At 70.9% G+C, this 14,341-nt stretch carries 8 protein-coding genes; 3 read left to right on the top strand and 5 right to left on the bottom strand.

What is annotated here, in order from left to right:
- Window positions 1-58 precede the first annotated feature (58 nt).
- Window positions 59-535 (top strand): hemerythrin domain-containing protein, encoded by a 477-nt coding sequence (locus tag ACWEN3_RS00040; RefSeq protein WP_452963658.1) that lies wholly within the window; start codon window positions 59-61, stop codon window positions 533-535.
- 135 nt (window positions 536-670) lie between these two features.
- On the opposite strand, the gene ACWEN3_RS00035 is transcribed toward ACWEN3_RS00040, so the two are convergent.
- Window positions 671-2,365: a GAF domain-containing protein gene (locus ACWEN3_RS00035; protein ID WP_452963656.1), complete on the bottom strand. Its 1,695-nt coding sequence runs from the start codon at window positions 2,363-2,365 to the stop codon at window positions 671-673.
- 240 nt (window positions 2,366-2,605) lie between these two features.
- On the opposite strand from ACWEN3_RS00035, the gene ACWEN3_RS00030 reads away from it, so the two are divergent.
- On the top strand, window positions 2,606-3,379 hold the full coding sequence (locus ACWEN3_RS00030) for a class I SAM-dependent methyltransferase (RefSeq protein WP_452963654.1): 774 nt from the start codon (window positions 2,606-2,608) through the stop codon (window positions 3,377-3,379).
- A 144-nt stretch (window positions 3,380-3,523) separates the two neighbouring features.
- On the opposite strand, the gene ACWEN3_RS00025 is transcribed toward ACWEN3_RS00030, so the two are convergent.
- The 3 genes from ACWEN3_RS00025 to ACWEN3_RS00015 all read right to left on the bottom strand — a co-directional run bounded on the left by ACWEN3_RS00025 (window position 3,524) and on the right by ACWEN3_RS00015 (window position 9,738).
- Window positions 3,524-4,291, bottom strand: coding sequence for a hypothetical protein (locus ACWEN3_RS00025; RefSeq protein WP_452963653.1), 768 nt, complete (start codon window positions 4,289-4,291; stop codon window positions 3,524-3,526).
- 58 nt (window positions 4,292-4,349) lie between these two features.
- Window positions 4,350-5,780, bottom strand: a complete 1,431-nt coding sequence (locus ACWEN3_RS00020) for a selenium-binding protein SBP56-related protein (protein ID WP_452963651.1) — start codon at window positions 5,778-5,780, stop codon at window positions 4,350-4,352.
- Between the two features lie 928 nt (window positions 5,781-6,708).
- Complete coding sequence (locus ACWEN3_RS00015) at window positions 6,709-9,738, bottom strand: SpoIIE family protein phosphatase (protein ID WP_452963649.1); 3,030 nt, start codon at window positions 9,736-9,738, stop codon at window positions 6,709-6,711.
- 833 nt (window positions 9,739-10,571) lie between these two features.
- Here ACWEN3_RS00015 and ACWEN3_RS00010 point away from each other — a divergent pair.
- A complete protein-coding gene (locus ACWEN3_RS00010) occupies window positions 10,572-11,756 on the top strand; it encodes a type III polyketide synthase (protein ID WP_452963647.1) in 1,185 nt (394 codons plus the stop codon).
- 150 nt (window positions 11,757-11,906) lie between these two features.
- Here ACWEN3_RS00010 and ACWEN3_RS00005 read toward each other — a convergent pair whose 3' ends face one another.
- On the bottom strand, window positions 11,907-14,069 hold the full coding sequence (locus ACWEN3_RS00005; RefSeq protein WP_452963645.1) for a SpoIIE family protein phosphatase: 2,163 nt from the start codon (window positions 14,067-14,069) through the stop codon (window positions 11,907-11,909).
- Between the last annotated feature and the right edge of the window lie 272 nt (window positions 14,070-14,341).

The following is a 14,341-nucleotide window of genomic DNA, read 5'->3' as shown; positions in this document are numbered from 1 at the left end:
GAACAAGGTTCCGGCGAGTCGAGGAACAACCACCGTTTCAGGGAGAAGGAGAAGTCCCGTGTGCGAGTACTGCGGCTGCCAGTCGCTGACGGCCATCGATGAACTGACCCGGGAGCACGACGAGGTCATCCGCCTCATCAGCCACCTCCGCCTCGCCCACCAGGCGGGCGGTGTGGTCCGGATGGCGGAGCTCGCACGGGAGATCACGAGGGTGCTCGAACCCCACACCCAGGTCGAGGAACACGGCCTGTTCCCCGCCCTGGCCGGGGACTTCCCCGACCAGATCGCCGCGCTGGAGGCCGAGCACCGTCACGTCGAGGCGGTGCTGGCCGAGGCCGGCGCAGGGGCGACGCCCTCGGACCCGACCTGGCCGGACCGGCTGATGGACGCGATGGCCGTGCTGCGCGACCACATCCTCAAGGAACAGGACGGCGTCTTCCCCGCCGCACTCGCCAACCTCGGCACCGAGGAGTGGGACGCGGTCGATGCCGCGCGCGCCGAGGCGGGCAGCACCCTGCTCCGGCCGGCCACCTGAAACACCGCCGGGCTTCCGCAGGGAGCCCCTTACGACCCGGTCCGGCGCGCTCGCGCGCCAGGCCTGCGCCGGCCGGTACGCACGCCGCATCCCGAGAAGCGAGGGTGCGCGGGGTGCCCCATGGGCGGGCTGGCGTCAGACCGTGTCGGAGAGCGGCACCGCCCACTCGACGGCGGTGCCGCTCGGGTGGTTCGCGGAGAGGGCGAACGTGCCACCCATCTCCTCGGCGCGTTGGCGAAGGTTCGCCAGGCCGCTGCGCCGTGTCACCGACGGGTCGATCCCTCGGCCGTTGTCGGCGACGCGGAGCTTCAGGGCCATGTCCGTGACCTCGACGCTGATGTCGATGCCGGTGGCGTGCGCGTGCCGGGCCGCGTTCGACAGTGCTTCGCCGAGCACGGCCAGCAACTGCTCGGCCTGCTCGGCCGAGACGGTCGTGTCCAGCAGCCCGGTCATCCGCAGCGCCGGGGCGAAGCCGAGCGCCTCGGTGGCCCGCTCGGTGGCCGCCACGAGCTGGGCTCGCAGTCCGCTGCCGCCACGGGCCCGATCGTGTTCACGCAGGCCGTAGATGGTGGAACGGATGATCTTGATGGTGTCGTCCAGGTCGTCCACGACCCGCTGGATCCGCTCGCTCGCCTCCGGCCGGTCCGAAACCCGTCCCAGCGTGGACTGCAGTGTCAGCGCACCGGCGAAGAGCCGCTGGATCACCAGGTCGTGCAGGTCACGGGCGATCCTGTCGCGGTCGTTGAGGACGACCATGCGCTCGGAGTCCTGCCGGTGCTCGGCGACGTCCAGCGCCAGCGCGGCCTGGTTGCCGAACCCGGTCACCATGTCCGCCACGGCATCGGTGAAGAAGGAGCCGCTCGGCAGGTTCGCCACCTGAAGAACGCCGCGGACGTGCTCCCGGGTGCCGAGCGGGACGAAGAACGCCGGTCCGAGCTCCACCACCGACGCGCTGCCGCCCTCGGCGCGCGGGTCCGCGCTCACGGCCTCGCTGGTGATCGTCTCCCCGGACGCGTAGACCTTCGCGGCCAGTGCCGTCGCGGGCAGCACCAACCCGCGGACCGCGTCGGCCGACGTGCCCGACGCGGCCTCGATGACCAACTCCCCGGTGTCGCCCACCGGCACCGCCAGAGTGACCAGGTCCGCGCCGGCCATCTCCCGCACGGTGGCGGCGACGGACTCCAGCACCACGGCGGGCTCGGCACCGGACAGCAGGCTGCGGGTCAGCTCGTTGCTGGCCGCCAGCCACCGCTGCCGGCGATGCGCCTCGTCGTACAGCCGGGCGTTGTCGATCGCCACGCCGGCGGCCGCCGCCAGGGTCCGCAGCACCGCCTCGTCGTCGGAGTCGAACTCCGCGCCGCTCCTCTTGTTGGTCAGGTACAGGTTGCCGAACACCTGGTCGCGCACCCGGATCGGAGCACCGAGGAAACCGGTCATCGGCGGGTGCCCGGCCGGGAAGCCCGCGGACGCCGGATGGTCCGCCAGGTTCGCCAGGCGCAGCGGCTCCGGGTGCCGGATCAGCAGGCCGAGGATGCCCGCGCCATGCGGATAGTGCCCGATCCGGGCGATGGTCTCCTCGTCGATGCCGACCGTGATGAACTGCTTGATCGCGCCTTCCTCGCCCACCACACCGAGCGCTCCGTACTGGGCGTCGACCAGAGTGACCGCCGACTCCACGATTCGGTGCAGCACCACCTCGAGGTCGAGGTCGGAGCCCACGGCCAGTACGGCGTCGAGCAACGTGTGGACCCGGTCCCGAGCCGTCCGTACCTGGGCCACCTGCTGCTGCAGGTCCTCCAGCAGGACGTCCAGCCGCAGCTGCGGAGACATCCCGGATGCCTCCCCGTCACGCGAACCACGTGCGTGCTCGCCCACCAAAGCTCCCCTCACCATCGCGTTGCCCCACCCCAGGATGCCCGACGCGTCCGAGCCGTTCGACGGCACCCCGCCGGCACTGCCGTCGGACACCCCAGCTGATCAGGTTCTGTTCGGTTCGGAGAGGATTCCGCGTGGTGCAGGCTGCCTGCCCGAAGCCCGCCCGGCGGATCATGTGACTACTAGGCTGCGACGATGGAACGAGTCTCCGATGTGCCCGAGAGTCCCGCCCAGTCGGCAGATCCGGCCCGGGTGAATGACTACGACAGTTTCGCCGAGGCGTACTCGGCGGAAACCGAGAACAACCTCGTGAACGCGTACTACGCGCGGCCCGCGACGCTGGCCCTGGCCGGGGACGTGTCCGGTCGCCGGATCCTGGACGCCGGTTGCGGCTCGGGCCCCCTGTCGGCCGCACTGCGCGACCGGGGTGCGGTCGTCACCGGAATCGACGCCAGCGCAGGGATGCTGGAGTTGGCCAGGCGGCGGCTGGGTGACGAGGTGGCCCTGCACGTCGTCGACCTGAGCGACCGCCTGCCGTTCGCCGACGGTGCGTTCGACGACGTGGTCGCCTCGCTGGTGCTGCACTATCTGGAGGACTGGGGGCCGACGCTGGCCGAGTTGCGGCGAGTGCTCAGGCCCGGCGGCCGGCTCATCGCGTCGGTGGACCACCCTTTCGTGGCCTACACGATCCAGGATCCTCGGCCCGACTACTTTGCCACCACCAGCTATTCCTTCGACTGGACGCTCAACGGGCAGTCCACCCCGATGAGGTTCTGGCGCAAACCACTGCACGCGATGACCGATGCCTTCACCACCGCCGGCTTCCGTCTTTCCACCATCAGCGAGCCGCAGCCCGACCCTGCCGCCCGCGAGTTGTTCCCCGACGACTTCCATGACCTTTCGACCAAAGCGTGCTTCCTCTTCTTCGTCGTCGAGGTACCACCGTCGGCTACCGGCCCGAACGACTAGATGATCGACGCCACCCTCATCCCCATCCAGCGCCGCACCGGAAAAGCCGGCCGGCCGTGATCGTCACCGGTTTCACCGTCACCCGCGCCACAAGCTCACACCCGGCCAGAAGACCGCCCATCCCTACCAGCGGCGGCCGAGGATTCAGCGGCGGGTCGCCCCGACCAGGAGGACCACCGCGGTGAGGACGGCCGCGACAGTCATGGCCGCCGTAGCCGGGATCGGGAAGGCTTGCCGGTCCGTGGGCCGCTGCTTGTGGGCGAGTCTGAGCGCCACCCACGCCGCCTGCGCGAGCACGCCGGCGACGAAAGCGAGCAGCAACGGCATGAGGCCGTCCGGAATGGGCAGCGCGCTCGCCGCGAAGGCTCCCGCGACCGGGCTCAAGCAGGCAAGCCCGATCCATGGAGCCACGCGCCGCCTCGGCGGCGCTCGAAGCAGAGCGGCCAGCGCCAGGCCTTCGCCGGCCGCGTGCACGAGGAGAGCCGCCACCACGACGAACGAGGCGGTCAGGGCAAGGGTCGCCCCCTCCAGGAAGCGGTGCAGTGCGAGCGCCGATCCGGCACCGATGCCACCCGCACGCCCCAGCGCGCACGGGCAGCCGATACGGATCACGGCACCCATCACCCCGTACGACGCGAGCGCGGTGAGCGGCACGGCCCAGGGCGGCACGCCGGCCTCATGGGCCTCGTCCCACGCGTCGGGCAGTAGATCGAGGACCGCGATGATCAGCAGTATCCCCGACGCGGCGGCCAGCAGGAGCCCCGACCGGCCCGATCCCCGCCGCGCCGTCCAGGCGCCCACCACCGTGGCCAGGGCCACCAGGACCACGGCCACCAGCGTTTCGGTGGAGGGCAACTGCCATCCGGTTCCGTCGGCGGTGGGCGCGCCAACTGCGCAGGCCACGGAGAGCATGTTCCCTCCCGCGAGGGCGGCGGGCTTACGTGTGCGGCAGCCGGGCGCACCGGCTCCGTCAGCTGCGGTAGCAGTACGAGTCCGAGGAGGCGTCGCCGCCTTGCAGCCGCGCCTGGTGCACGCGCAAGCCGAGGAAGTCCGCGCCGTGCGGGAAGAAGCGGCTGTCGACCGCGAGTCCTCCGTGCGAGGTGTCGGCGTCGAGTTTGATCATCCACGGATCGATGCCCGCGGGATACAACTGTTCGTCCCAGGCGGCGTACAGGGAGTTCGTCAGGTACACGCGCCGCCCGTCGCGGCTGAGCTCGACCATCTGCGCCCCGCCCGTCAGCGGCACGTCCGGCTCGGCGGGGTGCGGTTGCGGGCCGACGATGCCGCCGAGACGCACGGCCGCGGTCCGCTTCGGATGGAACGGGTCGCTCACGTCGTACTGGAGCAGGTCGCCGGTTCCCCATGCGGATACGTACAGCCATTGGTCATCCACCGACAGGTCGATGTCGGTGATCAACGGCGGCACGGCGCCGAACGGCTTCAGCGCCGGGGGCAGGTCCTCCGGCTGCGCGGGCTCGGCCGGGACGGTGATCACCTTGCGGACCATGAAGTCATCGCCCTCCCGGTTCCACAGCCACACCGATGCCGACAGGTCCTCCACGCAGATCACGGTGTTGGTGAACCCCCACGTCGCCTCGGGGTCGTGCGACGGGCGCAGTTCCAGCACCATCTGGTTCTCGTCCCCCAGGTCGACGCGCTGCAGGTGCCGGCCCGAGTCGAGCTCCCAGAAGTGCAGTGAGTGGCCGTACTGGCGATCCAGCAGCAGTTCGGGGACAAGACCGTCCTCGATCATCGAGGGCGCCCCCCACTCGCTGGTCACAGCGATGTTCTGGCGCAGATGCCACCAGACGTCGTACGCGAGCCGCTGCGTGGCGCGGTCGGTCTCCCAGGCGCGCAGCACTTCGAATCTTTCGTGGTCCAGGAGCGCGATGCCGCCAGGTCCGTCGGCACCGTCCGCGCCGCCCAGACAGGACAGGAAGACTCCGTCGGGGCCACAGTGCAGTGTGTGCGGGCGCGAATATCCGGCCTTGGCGGCCAGCTCCTCGGGCTCGATCACCTTGACCAGGCGGGGACGGGCGGGATCGGGGGTGGTGTCCAGGACGTGCAGCCGGGACGAGCGCAGTCCCGGGACGATGAGGTACCGACGCGCAGCGTGGTGGTGGCCCGCGTGCGCCAGCGCGCTGGAGCAGGCGTTCCAGCCGAAGTGGTGCAGTTCGTTGCCCAGATCGGGCAGCTCGGCGTGGGAGGCCACGCGGCCGTATGCCGGGGATCCGGGGTCGGTGTCGACGGTGAACAACGCGTCCGCGCGCTGTGCGGTCGGGTCGAACCCGACGACATAGGCGAGCTTCTCCGGGGGTGCGGCGACGGCATCCGCCGGGGTGCGGTACAAGGTGGGATCACTCTGGCCGTCGCGGTCGTGAATGTGCTCGGTCGTCGTCATGGCTGTTCCTTACTCCCGAACGGGAGCCCGGATTCGGGTGGAATCCCGGCAGACGGGCCGGCTCACTCGCTCGAGATCGACGTGCAGACGAGGGGTGGATTCGCCACAAATCGAGCGTTTCACAGCCCTGAGGGCCCCGCCAACGAGCCAGCACGACGGCGCGAACGCCGGAAGGGAAGTGCGGAGCGGGTGCGGGCCCGAGGGCGGGAGGGAGCGCTGGTACGACGGCGGCGGGCCGGTTCTCGTCTCGCGCCGGAACAAAGCGTCGATGCGGTGGAGGCCGGCGTCGGAGAACGCCATACGCAGCGTGGCGTTCGCCAGCGGGCCGGGGCCGGAGAGCTGGTGAACTGTCGGGGACCCCTACCCTGCGACAGGTCTGCGCCACGGAGAGGCCGGCGAGTCGAGTCTTGCGGTCATGTACGGCGGCCGGCAGGGGAGTTCGGCAGCCGGCCACCTGTCTCGCGAGGTGGCGCACACGTCTAATCGCCAACTCTCCCTCATTGAACTCTGGCTGTGGCCGGCAGTCGGTTGTGCCTGGCGACAGAACGGTGGGCGGCTTGCGGTCGGTCCGGGACCAAGGCCTGCATGCCTACCTGGACTATCAAGCCGGAGCCCGTCATTGGCACAGCTGTGGCCGAGGTAATGCTTCAGTCGTGTGCGAGACCGACACCCAACTCACCGAGGCGCGGGCCTTGTACACGCGGTGCGGATACGAGGAGACCCCGCCATATGAAGGCCATGGCAGGGCGGATCACCGGTACGCCAAGGTCCTTGTGTGGCGAGTCGGACAGACCGGCCCGCGCGTACTGAATCGACGCAGACTCCGCCTGGTCGTCGTGGTCGGCCGGCCAGTGCCACGAGCAGGACCGGCACAATGAGGCCCTCAGCACTTGCCGAGTGTCAGAGCACCGTGCCTCCGAGCCGAAGGTCAATCCGGGGCCGGAGGCAAGGGCTGTTCGGTCCAGATGGACTTGCCGGTTCGGGTGTGGCGCGTGCCCCAGCGCTGGCACAGTGCGGAGATGAGCTGCAGGCCTCGGCCACCCTCGTCGGTGGCGGAGGTGTGGCGGATGTGCGGCGTGGTCAGGCTGGCGTCGGACACCTCGCAGATCAGTGTGCGGCTGCGGAGCATCCGCAGCCGAACGGGGCCGCAGGCGTGCCGGACGACGTTTCCGACCAGCTCGCTGACCAGGAGTTCGGTGGTCATGATCAGGTCCTCATCGGCCAGGTTCCAGTCGGTGAGCTGGGCGCGGACCAGCTCACGGGCCTGGCCCGCCGCCATCGGATCCTCCGGCAACGGCCACTCCGCGACGTTCTCCGCGTCCATCGGGTGGGTGCGGGCCAGCAGCAGCGCGGCGTCGTCCGCCAGCGCGCCGTGGGCGGGGAGGAGAGCCGAGGTGAGGGTGGCGCAGAGGGCGTCCAGGTCGGACGCGTCCGCCGATGAGGTCGGCGTGGCGTTCACGGACTCGAGGAGCAGCTCGGCGAGGCGGCTCATGCCCGTGGTGACGTCCCTGTCCTTGCTCTCGACCAGGCCGTCGCTGTAGAGGGCGAGCAGGCTGCCGGCGGGCAGCAGGGTCTCGAGGGTTTCGAACGGTGGAGCCGCCACCCCCAGCGGCGGGTCCGGGGTCATGGGCAGGAAGGTGACGGGGCCCTCGGGGTGGGCCACCGCCGGGGGCGGATGACCGGCGCTTGCGTACGACAGACGCCGGGTCACCGGGTCGTAGATGCCGTACAGGCAGGTCGCGAAGACGTCGTTGCCCAGGTCGCCGACGATGTCGTTCAGGTGCCCGAGGATTTCGTCGGGTGGCAGCTCCAGCTCCGAGAGGGTGCGGACGGCCGTGCGGAGCCGGCCCATGGTGGCGGCCTCGGCCATGCCGTGGCCCATGACGTCGCCGATCACGAGCGCCACCCGAGCCGCGGAGAGCGGGATCACGTCGTACCAGTCACCGCCGACGTCGGCCCCCTGCTTGGCCGGCTGGTAGCGCGCTGCCGTCGTCACCTCAGGCACCTCGGGCAGTGCCTGCGGCAGCAGGCTGCGCTGGAGAGTACGGGCCCGGGTCGTCGCCTCGTCATAGAGCCCGGCCCGCTCCAGGGCCTGAGCGATCAGTCCGCTGAGCGCGGTCAACAGCGTTCGCTCGACGTCGTCCATCTCCCGCGGCCGGCCGAAGGAGATCACCGCCGCGCCGATCTCGCGCCCCGACACCGCCAGCGGCAGAAAGGCCCACGCCTGCTTGCCGCCTTCCCGGAGCAGGGTCTCGGTCGTCGGGTATCGCTCCAGACACTCCTCCGGGGAGGAGATGAAGAGGGGGGTGCGGGTACGCAGTGCGTCCCCCACCGGGCCGGCGGCGTCCTTCACCGCCCAGTGCCCGTCCAGCAGCCGGATGAAGCGCTCCGAGTATCCCCGGGAGCCGACCACGGTCAGCCGGTCGCCGACCACGTCGAGCATGATGAGCCCGGTGGCTCCGAGGGGTGCCATCACGCCGTCGGCCACCGCCGCCATCACATCCTGCGCCGTGACCGCCTCGGCCAGCTCCCGCGTGGTCCGCTGGACCAGGGCCGCGCGATCAGCGGCCGCCTGCTCCGCGGCGGCCCGCTCAGCCTCCCGCAGATGCCGCTCGGTGGTGTCGGTGATGTAGAGCGTGAGGCCCTCCGGCACCGGCACCAGCCGCAGGTGGTACCAGGACGTCCCGTCCGGCCCCGGTACGTCGAAGCCGGCCGGGCGGCCCTCGGCCACCGTGGCGCGGCACTGTTGCTCCAGCTCCGGCACCGCATGCAGCGCGGAAATGTCCCAGAGCAGGGCTCCGGCGACATCCCCGGCGGTGCCGAGGAGCCGTTCGGCGGCCTGATTGAGGAATCCGATGCGCCAGTCCCTGTCCACGGAGACGAAGCCGTCGCTCATGTGCCGCAGCGCCCGCCCCACCGACTCGGCTGCGGTGTGCGTCTCGCTGCTGTCCTGGAGGGTGCCGATCACCTTCACCGGCGCCCCCGCTTCGTCCGTGAGCGTCCGGGCGCGAGCCTCGATCCAGAGGTATGTGCCGTCCTGTCGCCGGATCCGGTACTCGTCCTGGAAACCGCCGCGGTGCTGGATGCCCATGTCGAAGCCGGTCACCGCACCTGGCAGGTCGTCCGGATGGATCAGCGCCGCCCACGCCTCGATGCCGCCGGCCATCACGTCCGGATCGATGCCGGCCAGCACCTCCTCGACGGGTCGGTCGGCGGTCAGCTCACCGGTGCGCAGGTCCCAGGTGTACGTGATGGAGAGCGCCCCTTCCGCGTCCAGCGGGGGAGCCTCCAGCGGTCCTGGGCCGTTCTCCAGGGCGCGCAGCAGGGTGGGGGACGGGTTGAGGATCCCGGACGACCTGAGCCTCCCGGACATCCAGGCCGCCACGTCGTTCAGGAATGCGCGCTCCGCCGGGCCGGGCTCGGCGCCCGGGGAGAAGAGGACGGAGAGCGCGCCGCGTCGTCGGCCGCCGCCCGGGATGGGGACGGCCAGGTGACCGATGTCGGTGGGGAGCCGGGAGGGCCACAGAGCGGCGGGGTCCCGGCCTGGCACCGGGTCGGGCGGGGCCAGGTGGGGCTGCCAGGCGGTGGTGTCCTCGCGGGCGGCCCTGCTGGGCGGCGCCGCGCCCCGCGCAGGGATGATCAACCAGGGGCGGACCATCGACTCCGGCAGGCCGCTGTCGGCGACCAGGTAGAGGATGCCGCTCATGCCGCCGCCCGGGAGATGCACCATGCCGCCCAGGCCGTGCGCCTCGGCCACCGCCTGCTGGAGCGCGGTCAGCAGCACCTCGGCATCGCGCCGGTCCTCGTCCACGGCGTCGAGCAGCCGCATCCGCATACGGTGCCGCTCCGATGTCCGTACGGCCTGTACGGTCCCCAGGCCGTGCGGCCGCCGCAGCGGATGGGGAAAGCAGGGCATGGACGGGTCGGTGTCGTGCGCATCGCCGTTTCTGGTGTTCACCACTGTCGACTGTCGCCTCCGCTCGCCCGCTGGACCGCATGCGTTTCGGATCTGTATCCGCAGTGATCTACATCCGCCGAATCCATCCTAATCCGGCTCACTTTAAGCGATTTCACCTCGGGCAAGGAATAGCTGCAATCAAACACTATATGTAGCGCTAAATGACCCTGAGTTATCGTCGTGGTCTTGTGCTGAGGCCTTGTGCGGCGGCTTGGAGTCGCACGCAGGCCGAAGGTTGGCTCGACCGTCTTCGGCTAGGACGTTTATCACTCTCGGACGGGCCGTCAGCTTTGGGTCGCCCCCTTTATCCGTCCTTCTCGGGCCGTCGCATCTGCGGAATGAGCTTGATGCCGATGTCGCGGTGCGCGACCTCGTTCCGGTCCTTCCGTATGGAGGCGCGACCGCACTGCTCTCATGCCGCTTCGGGCCGGTGCGGCCGTTGTGGTACGGCGAGCGGGTGCCGAGTTCCGCAGGCGTTGGCGCGTAGTCGTCGCGCGTTCCGTTCGGCGGTGGGTTGTTCGGCGTCCAGCTGCCGGGGCGGACCTTTCCGCGATGACCAGGCACTCTCCCCGGCTGACGGGCGGTCAGGTCGGGACCTGTGAAACCTCTCTGAAGGCCCCCTGCTCCAGCGGTGTGTGCCGTGTCACGCCCTCAAATGGCTGTCCGAGTTGTCTGTGTCACAGCGCAAATGTCCCATTAGCGTCCATGCTCGAAACGGCCACCGATTTCCGAAGTGGGGCCTATCGGCATGCTCTTGGGCACGAACTCCCAAAGTGGTCCAAGACACATCACTCGTGACGTTCCCCCTCGTTCCCTCTAAGAAAGGTGCCATCATGGCTGCTTACCTCTGTCCTCCTGCCGTGATACACGGCGAGCACGCCGTGGAGACCAGCCAGATCGTGGCGGAGGTCCGCGACCGGCACCCGCACGCGGCGTGGGCGCCGCGGATCGACGGCATCGCGGCCAGTACCGGCATCGAGACCCGCGGGTGGATGCTGCCGCTGGAGACCGCCGTCGCGCCGGGCAACGGCAGCGCTCTGGGGTCTGTCGGCGTCGGTCCGGCCCAAGAGGCGCTGGCACGCGACGGGTTCACCCAGGAGGACGTGGACCGCGTGATAGCCGCCCTTGAGGCGATACCCGCGCCGCAGACCGTCCAGGAGCGCACCGCGCCGGCCTGGGAGGCCGTGCAGTCCTACGGGGAGCGCGCGGCGCGCGGGGCCCTGCAGATCGCCGGACTGGACGTCGCGGACGTCGACTGCCTGATCACCAGTCACTCCACCACACCCGCGCTGCCGGGTCTGGACATCGCCCTGGCCAACAAGCTCTCGCTCCGCGACGACGTGATGCTGCTGCCGGCCACGCAGTGGGCCTGCATCGCGGGCACCCGCTCCCTGGCGCTGGCGGCGGAACTCGTGGCCGCGGACCCCGACCGAGTGGTCCTGGTCGTGATCTCTGAGGCGCTGAGCACGACCTACCAGCCCGCGGACGACACCCTCGAGTCCCTGATCGTCCGGTTGCTGTTCGCGGACACGGCGGTCGCCATGGTGGTCACGGGCCGCCAGAGGCGCGAGTCGGTGCTGCGGCTGGACGCCGCCTGGCACCACACCCTGCCCGGCACCCAGGACCTGCACCGCCTGGAAACGCGGTCGGACGGCACCCACTTCGTGATGGACCGACGTGGGCCGCGCGCCGTACAGGAGACGGTCACCGCGATGTGGGAGTGGCTGAACGGCCGTTACCAGGACGACCCCGACTCCTGGCACCCCGACGTGCTGCTCGCGCACCCCGGCGGGACGCGGGTGCTGGAGTACATGGAGCAGACGATGCCCGACGCGTGGCCGTCGGGGCTGCTGGACTACAGCCGGGACAGCTACACCACCGGCAACCGCGGAGGCGCCGCCGTGTTCGACATCATGCGGCGGGCGTACGACGCCGGGCAGAAGCCGGGCAGTCGAGCCGTCCTGTACGCGGCGGCACCGGGCCTCAGCGCCACCGCCCTGGAGGGGGAGTGGCTGTAGTACGAGCCCGCGCCACCCGTACGGGCGGACGGACCGTCCCCATCACCGGTCACGACACCGGAACCGCTGAGGGTGCCGTCCGCACCCTCGGTGGCGCCGGCTGACGGGCACGTCGCCCGTACCCCCGCCGCGCTCGCATCCGAAGTCGCGTCACCTCGTGACCTCCGCCCAGACCACCTTGCCCGTGTCCGTCCACCGCACCCCCCACCGGGTGGTGAGCTTGTGCACGATGTTCAGGCCACGACCACCGTCGTCGAGGAGGCCGCCCCGGCGCAGACGCGGCCTGCCGTTGCCGGTGTCACCCACCTCGCACAGCAGGCCGTGACCGGCCCTGATCAGCCGTACCGTGATGGGGCCGGTGGCGAAGCGCACCGCGTTCGTGACCAGCTCGCTCACCAGCAGCGACACGTTGTCCAGGGTGTCGTCCCTGGTGCGCCACTGGCGCAGCAGCGCGGAGACCAGCGCGCGGGCGCGGGCGGGCGCGTCGTCGCGGGCGGGCAGCCGCCAGGTCGCGCTGTCCTCCTTGCGGTAGCCGATCATGCGCGCGAGCAGCAGGGTCACGTCGTCGCGCTGACGCACGGGCGCCAGCGCCGAGACGACGCGCCGTGCGGCCCGCTGCAGGGCGTCCCAGGGGTGCACCGTGGACACGGCGTCCGCCAGCCTGCCGATGCCCTCGTCGATCGACAGGGCCGGATCCTCCACCAGGCCGTCGGTGTAGAGGGCGAGCAGGGAGCCCGGGGGCACGCTGAACATGTGCACGTCGAACGGCTCCCGCAGCGCGAACTCGGCGCCCAGGCCGGGATGAGGGCGGACCGTGAGCGGGCCCGCGTGCCCGTCGGGGGACACCAGGACCGGGGGGAGGTGGCCGGCGCTGGACAGCGCCAGGCGGTGGCTGACCGGGTCGTAGAGGGCGATGCAGCAGGTCGACCCGAGGGCGCTGTAGCCCGCCGCCAGCCCGGACTCCGCGTCGTCCAGCAGTGACACGGTCTCGTCCAGGTGTTCCAGCACCTCGTCGGGCGCCAGCCCCGCGGACAGCAGCGCGCGGGCCTCCATGCTGAGTTGGCCCATGGTCGCCGCGGCTCCCAGGCCGTGTCCGACGACGTCACCGACCACCAGCGCGGTACGGCCGTCCGGCAGCGGAAAGCTGTTCACCCAGTCGCCGCCGACACCCGCGCTGTCGGGGGTGGCGGGCTGGTAGACGCTGGCGATCTCGATGGTGTCGCCGCCCGTCCGGGGCAGCAGCCGGCGCTGCAACGCCAGCACCTGCGTGTGCTCGCGCTGGTGCTGACGGGCCAGGTCGACGTGATGGGCGGTCCTGGCCACCAGTTCCTGCAGTTCGAACAGCTCGCTGTCGCGGAAGGGGGAGTCCGCCCGCCGCCAGACCTCCGCCACGCCCAGCACGACAGGCGGCACGCCGTCCAGGACCAGGGGTATGCACGCCACACCCGCCGACCGGTCACCGGGCACCAGGGCACGCATCACTCGCGGACCGCCGAGCACCCGTTCGACCGCCTCCCGGTCGGGTATGACGATGGCCTGCGGGGCGTCGTCCCGCCGTACCGCCTGCGCCAGCAGGCGACTCGCGTCGCCGGGAAGATCGTCGCCCGGAGTCACATAGCCCTCGGGCCACGCACGGTCCGGCACCAGGGCCGCCCGCCGCAGCCGGATGCGGCCCTGCGCCCGCTCGGTGACTCCCTCGCCCGTCCACACGGCGAAGTCGAGGTCGATGGCGGCCACGTCTCCCCAGGCCAGCAGGGACTCCGCCAGCGACTGCGCGGTCTCGCCGATGTCCAGCGAGGTGCCGATCGCGGTCTCGGCGGCGTACAGGTGCAGCCTCCTGGCCATGGCGATCACGGAGACGGTCAGGCCTTCCTGAGGCATCGCGGCGGGCAGGATGCTCAGCGAGACCACCAGCTCCGATCCGTCGGCCCGCCGCAGGCGCTGGATCCGGGCGACGTGCGCCTCACCGGTTTCCAGGACCTGGCGCAACCGCCGTGTGACCGTCGGTACGTCCCCGGCGGGCAGGAGATCGACGAAAGGACTCCCGGCCACGGCGTCCAGGCCCGCGAACACGGGGGCGTCCAGATTGCAGCGGGTGATTCTCAGATCCCTGTCCAGGTTGACCGCGCCGAGAATCTGGTCCTGACGGCCGGCTGCCCCGTTGTCGGGAACGCGTTGGCTGGTGGGGCGGTCACCCTGCGCGTCGGCAGGACCGGCGGCCGCTGCCGCTCCGCTTCGCGGGATGTAGCGCCCGAGGGCACTGCTGACCAGGTCGAACGGAGAGGAGGACGAGGGGGAGGGTGTGGAGTCCATGCGGCTCTCTCGGCAATCCCCGGCGCGGCGCCGGGGCCGTACTCGGACCCGTGCGACGGGGCCCCGAGATCCCTGGCCGCACACCTCATTGAATAACACCGGGAGTCGCTTCGCCCACATCAGCGGATCACGCGATGAACGCGGACAGTGAGGAGTTTCGCGGCCGGTGGGGCCGCGCCCACAGGCTCGCGACGTGCAGGTTGAAGCCTTCCAGGGTCAGCAACGGGAAGAACAGCAGGGCCTGGTGGCCACCGATCAGACGCGCCACACCA

Source organism: Streptomyces sp. NPDC004561, from assembly GCF_053602155.1.
Note: the sequence above shows the minus strand (reverse complement) of the source record. Positions and strands in the feature narration are given on the sequence as shown.

Excerpts from the sequence above, each read along its gene's own strand:
- ACWEN3_RS00035 (WP_452963656.1), bottom strand. The coding sequence starts at position 2,365 with ATGTCTCCGCAGCTGCGGCTGGACGTCCTGCTGGAGGACCTGCAGCAG.
- ACWEN3_RS00030 (WP_452963654.1), top strand. The coding sequence starts at position 2,606 with ATGGAACGAGTCTCCGATGTGCCCGAGAGTCCCGCCCAGTCGGCAGAT.
- ACWEN3_RS00025 (WP_452963653.1), bottom strand. The coding sequence starts at position 4,291 with ATGCTCTCCGTGGCCTGCGCAGTTGGCGCGCCCACCGCCGACGGAACC.
- ACWEN3_RS00020 (WP_452963651.1), bottom strand. The coding sequence starts at position 5,780 with ATGACGACGACCGAGCACATTCACGACCGCGACGGCCAGAGTGATCCC.
- ACWEN3_RS00010 (WP_452963647.1), top strand. The coding sequence starts at position 10,572 with ATGGCTGCTTACCTCTGTCCTCCTGCCGTGATACACGGCGAGCACGCC.
- ACWEN3_RS00005 (WP_452963645.1), bottom strand. The coding sequence starts at position 14,069 with ATGGACTCCACACCCTCCCCCTCGTCCTCCTCTCCGTTCGACCTGGTC.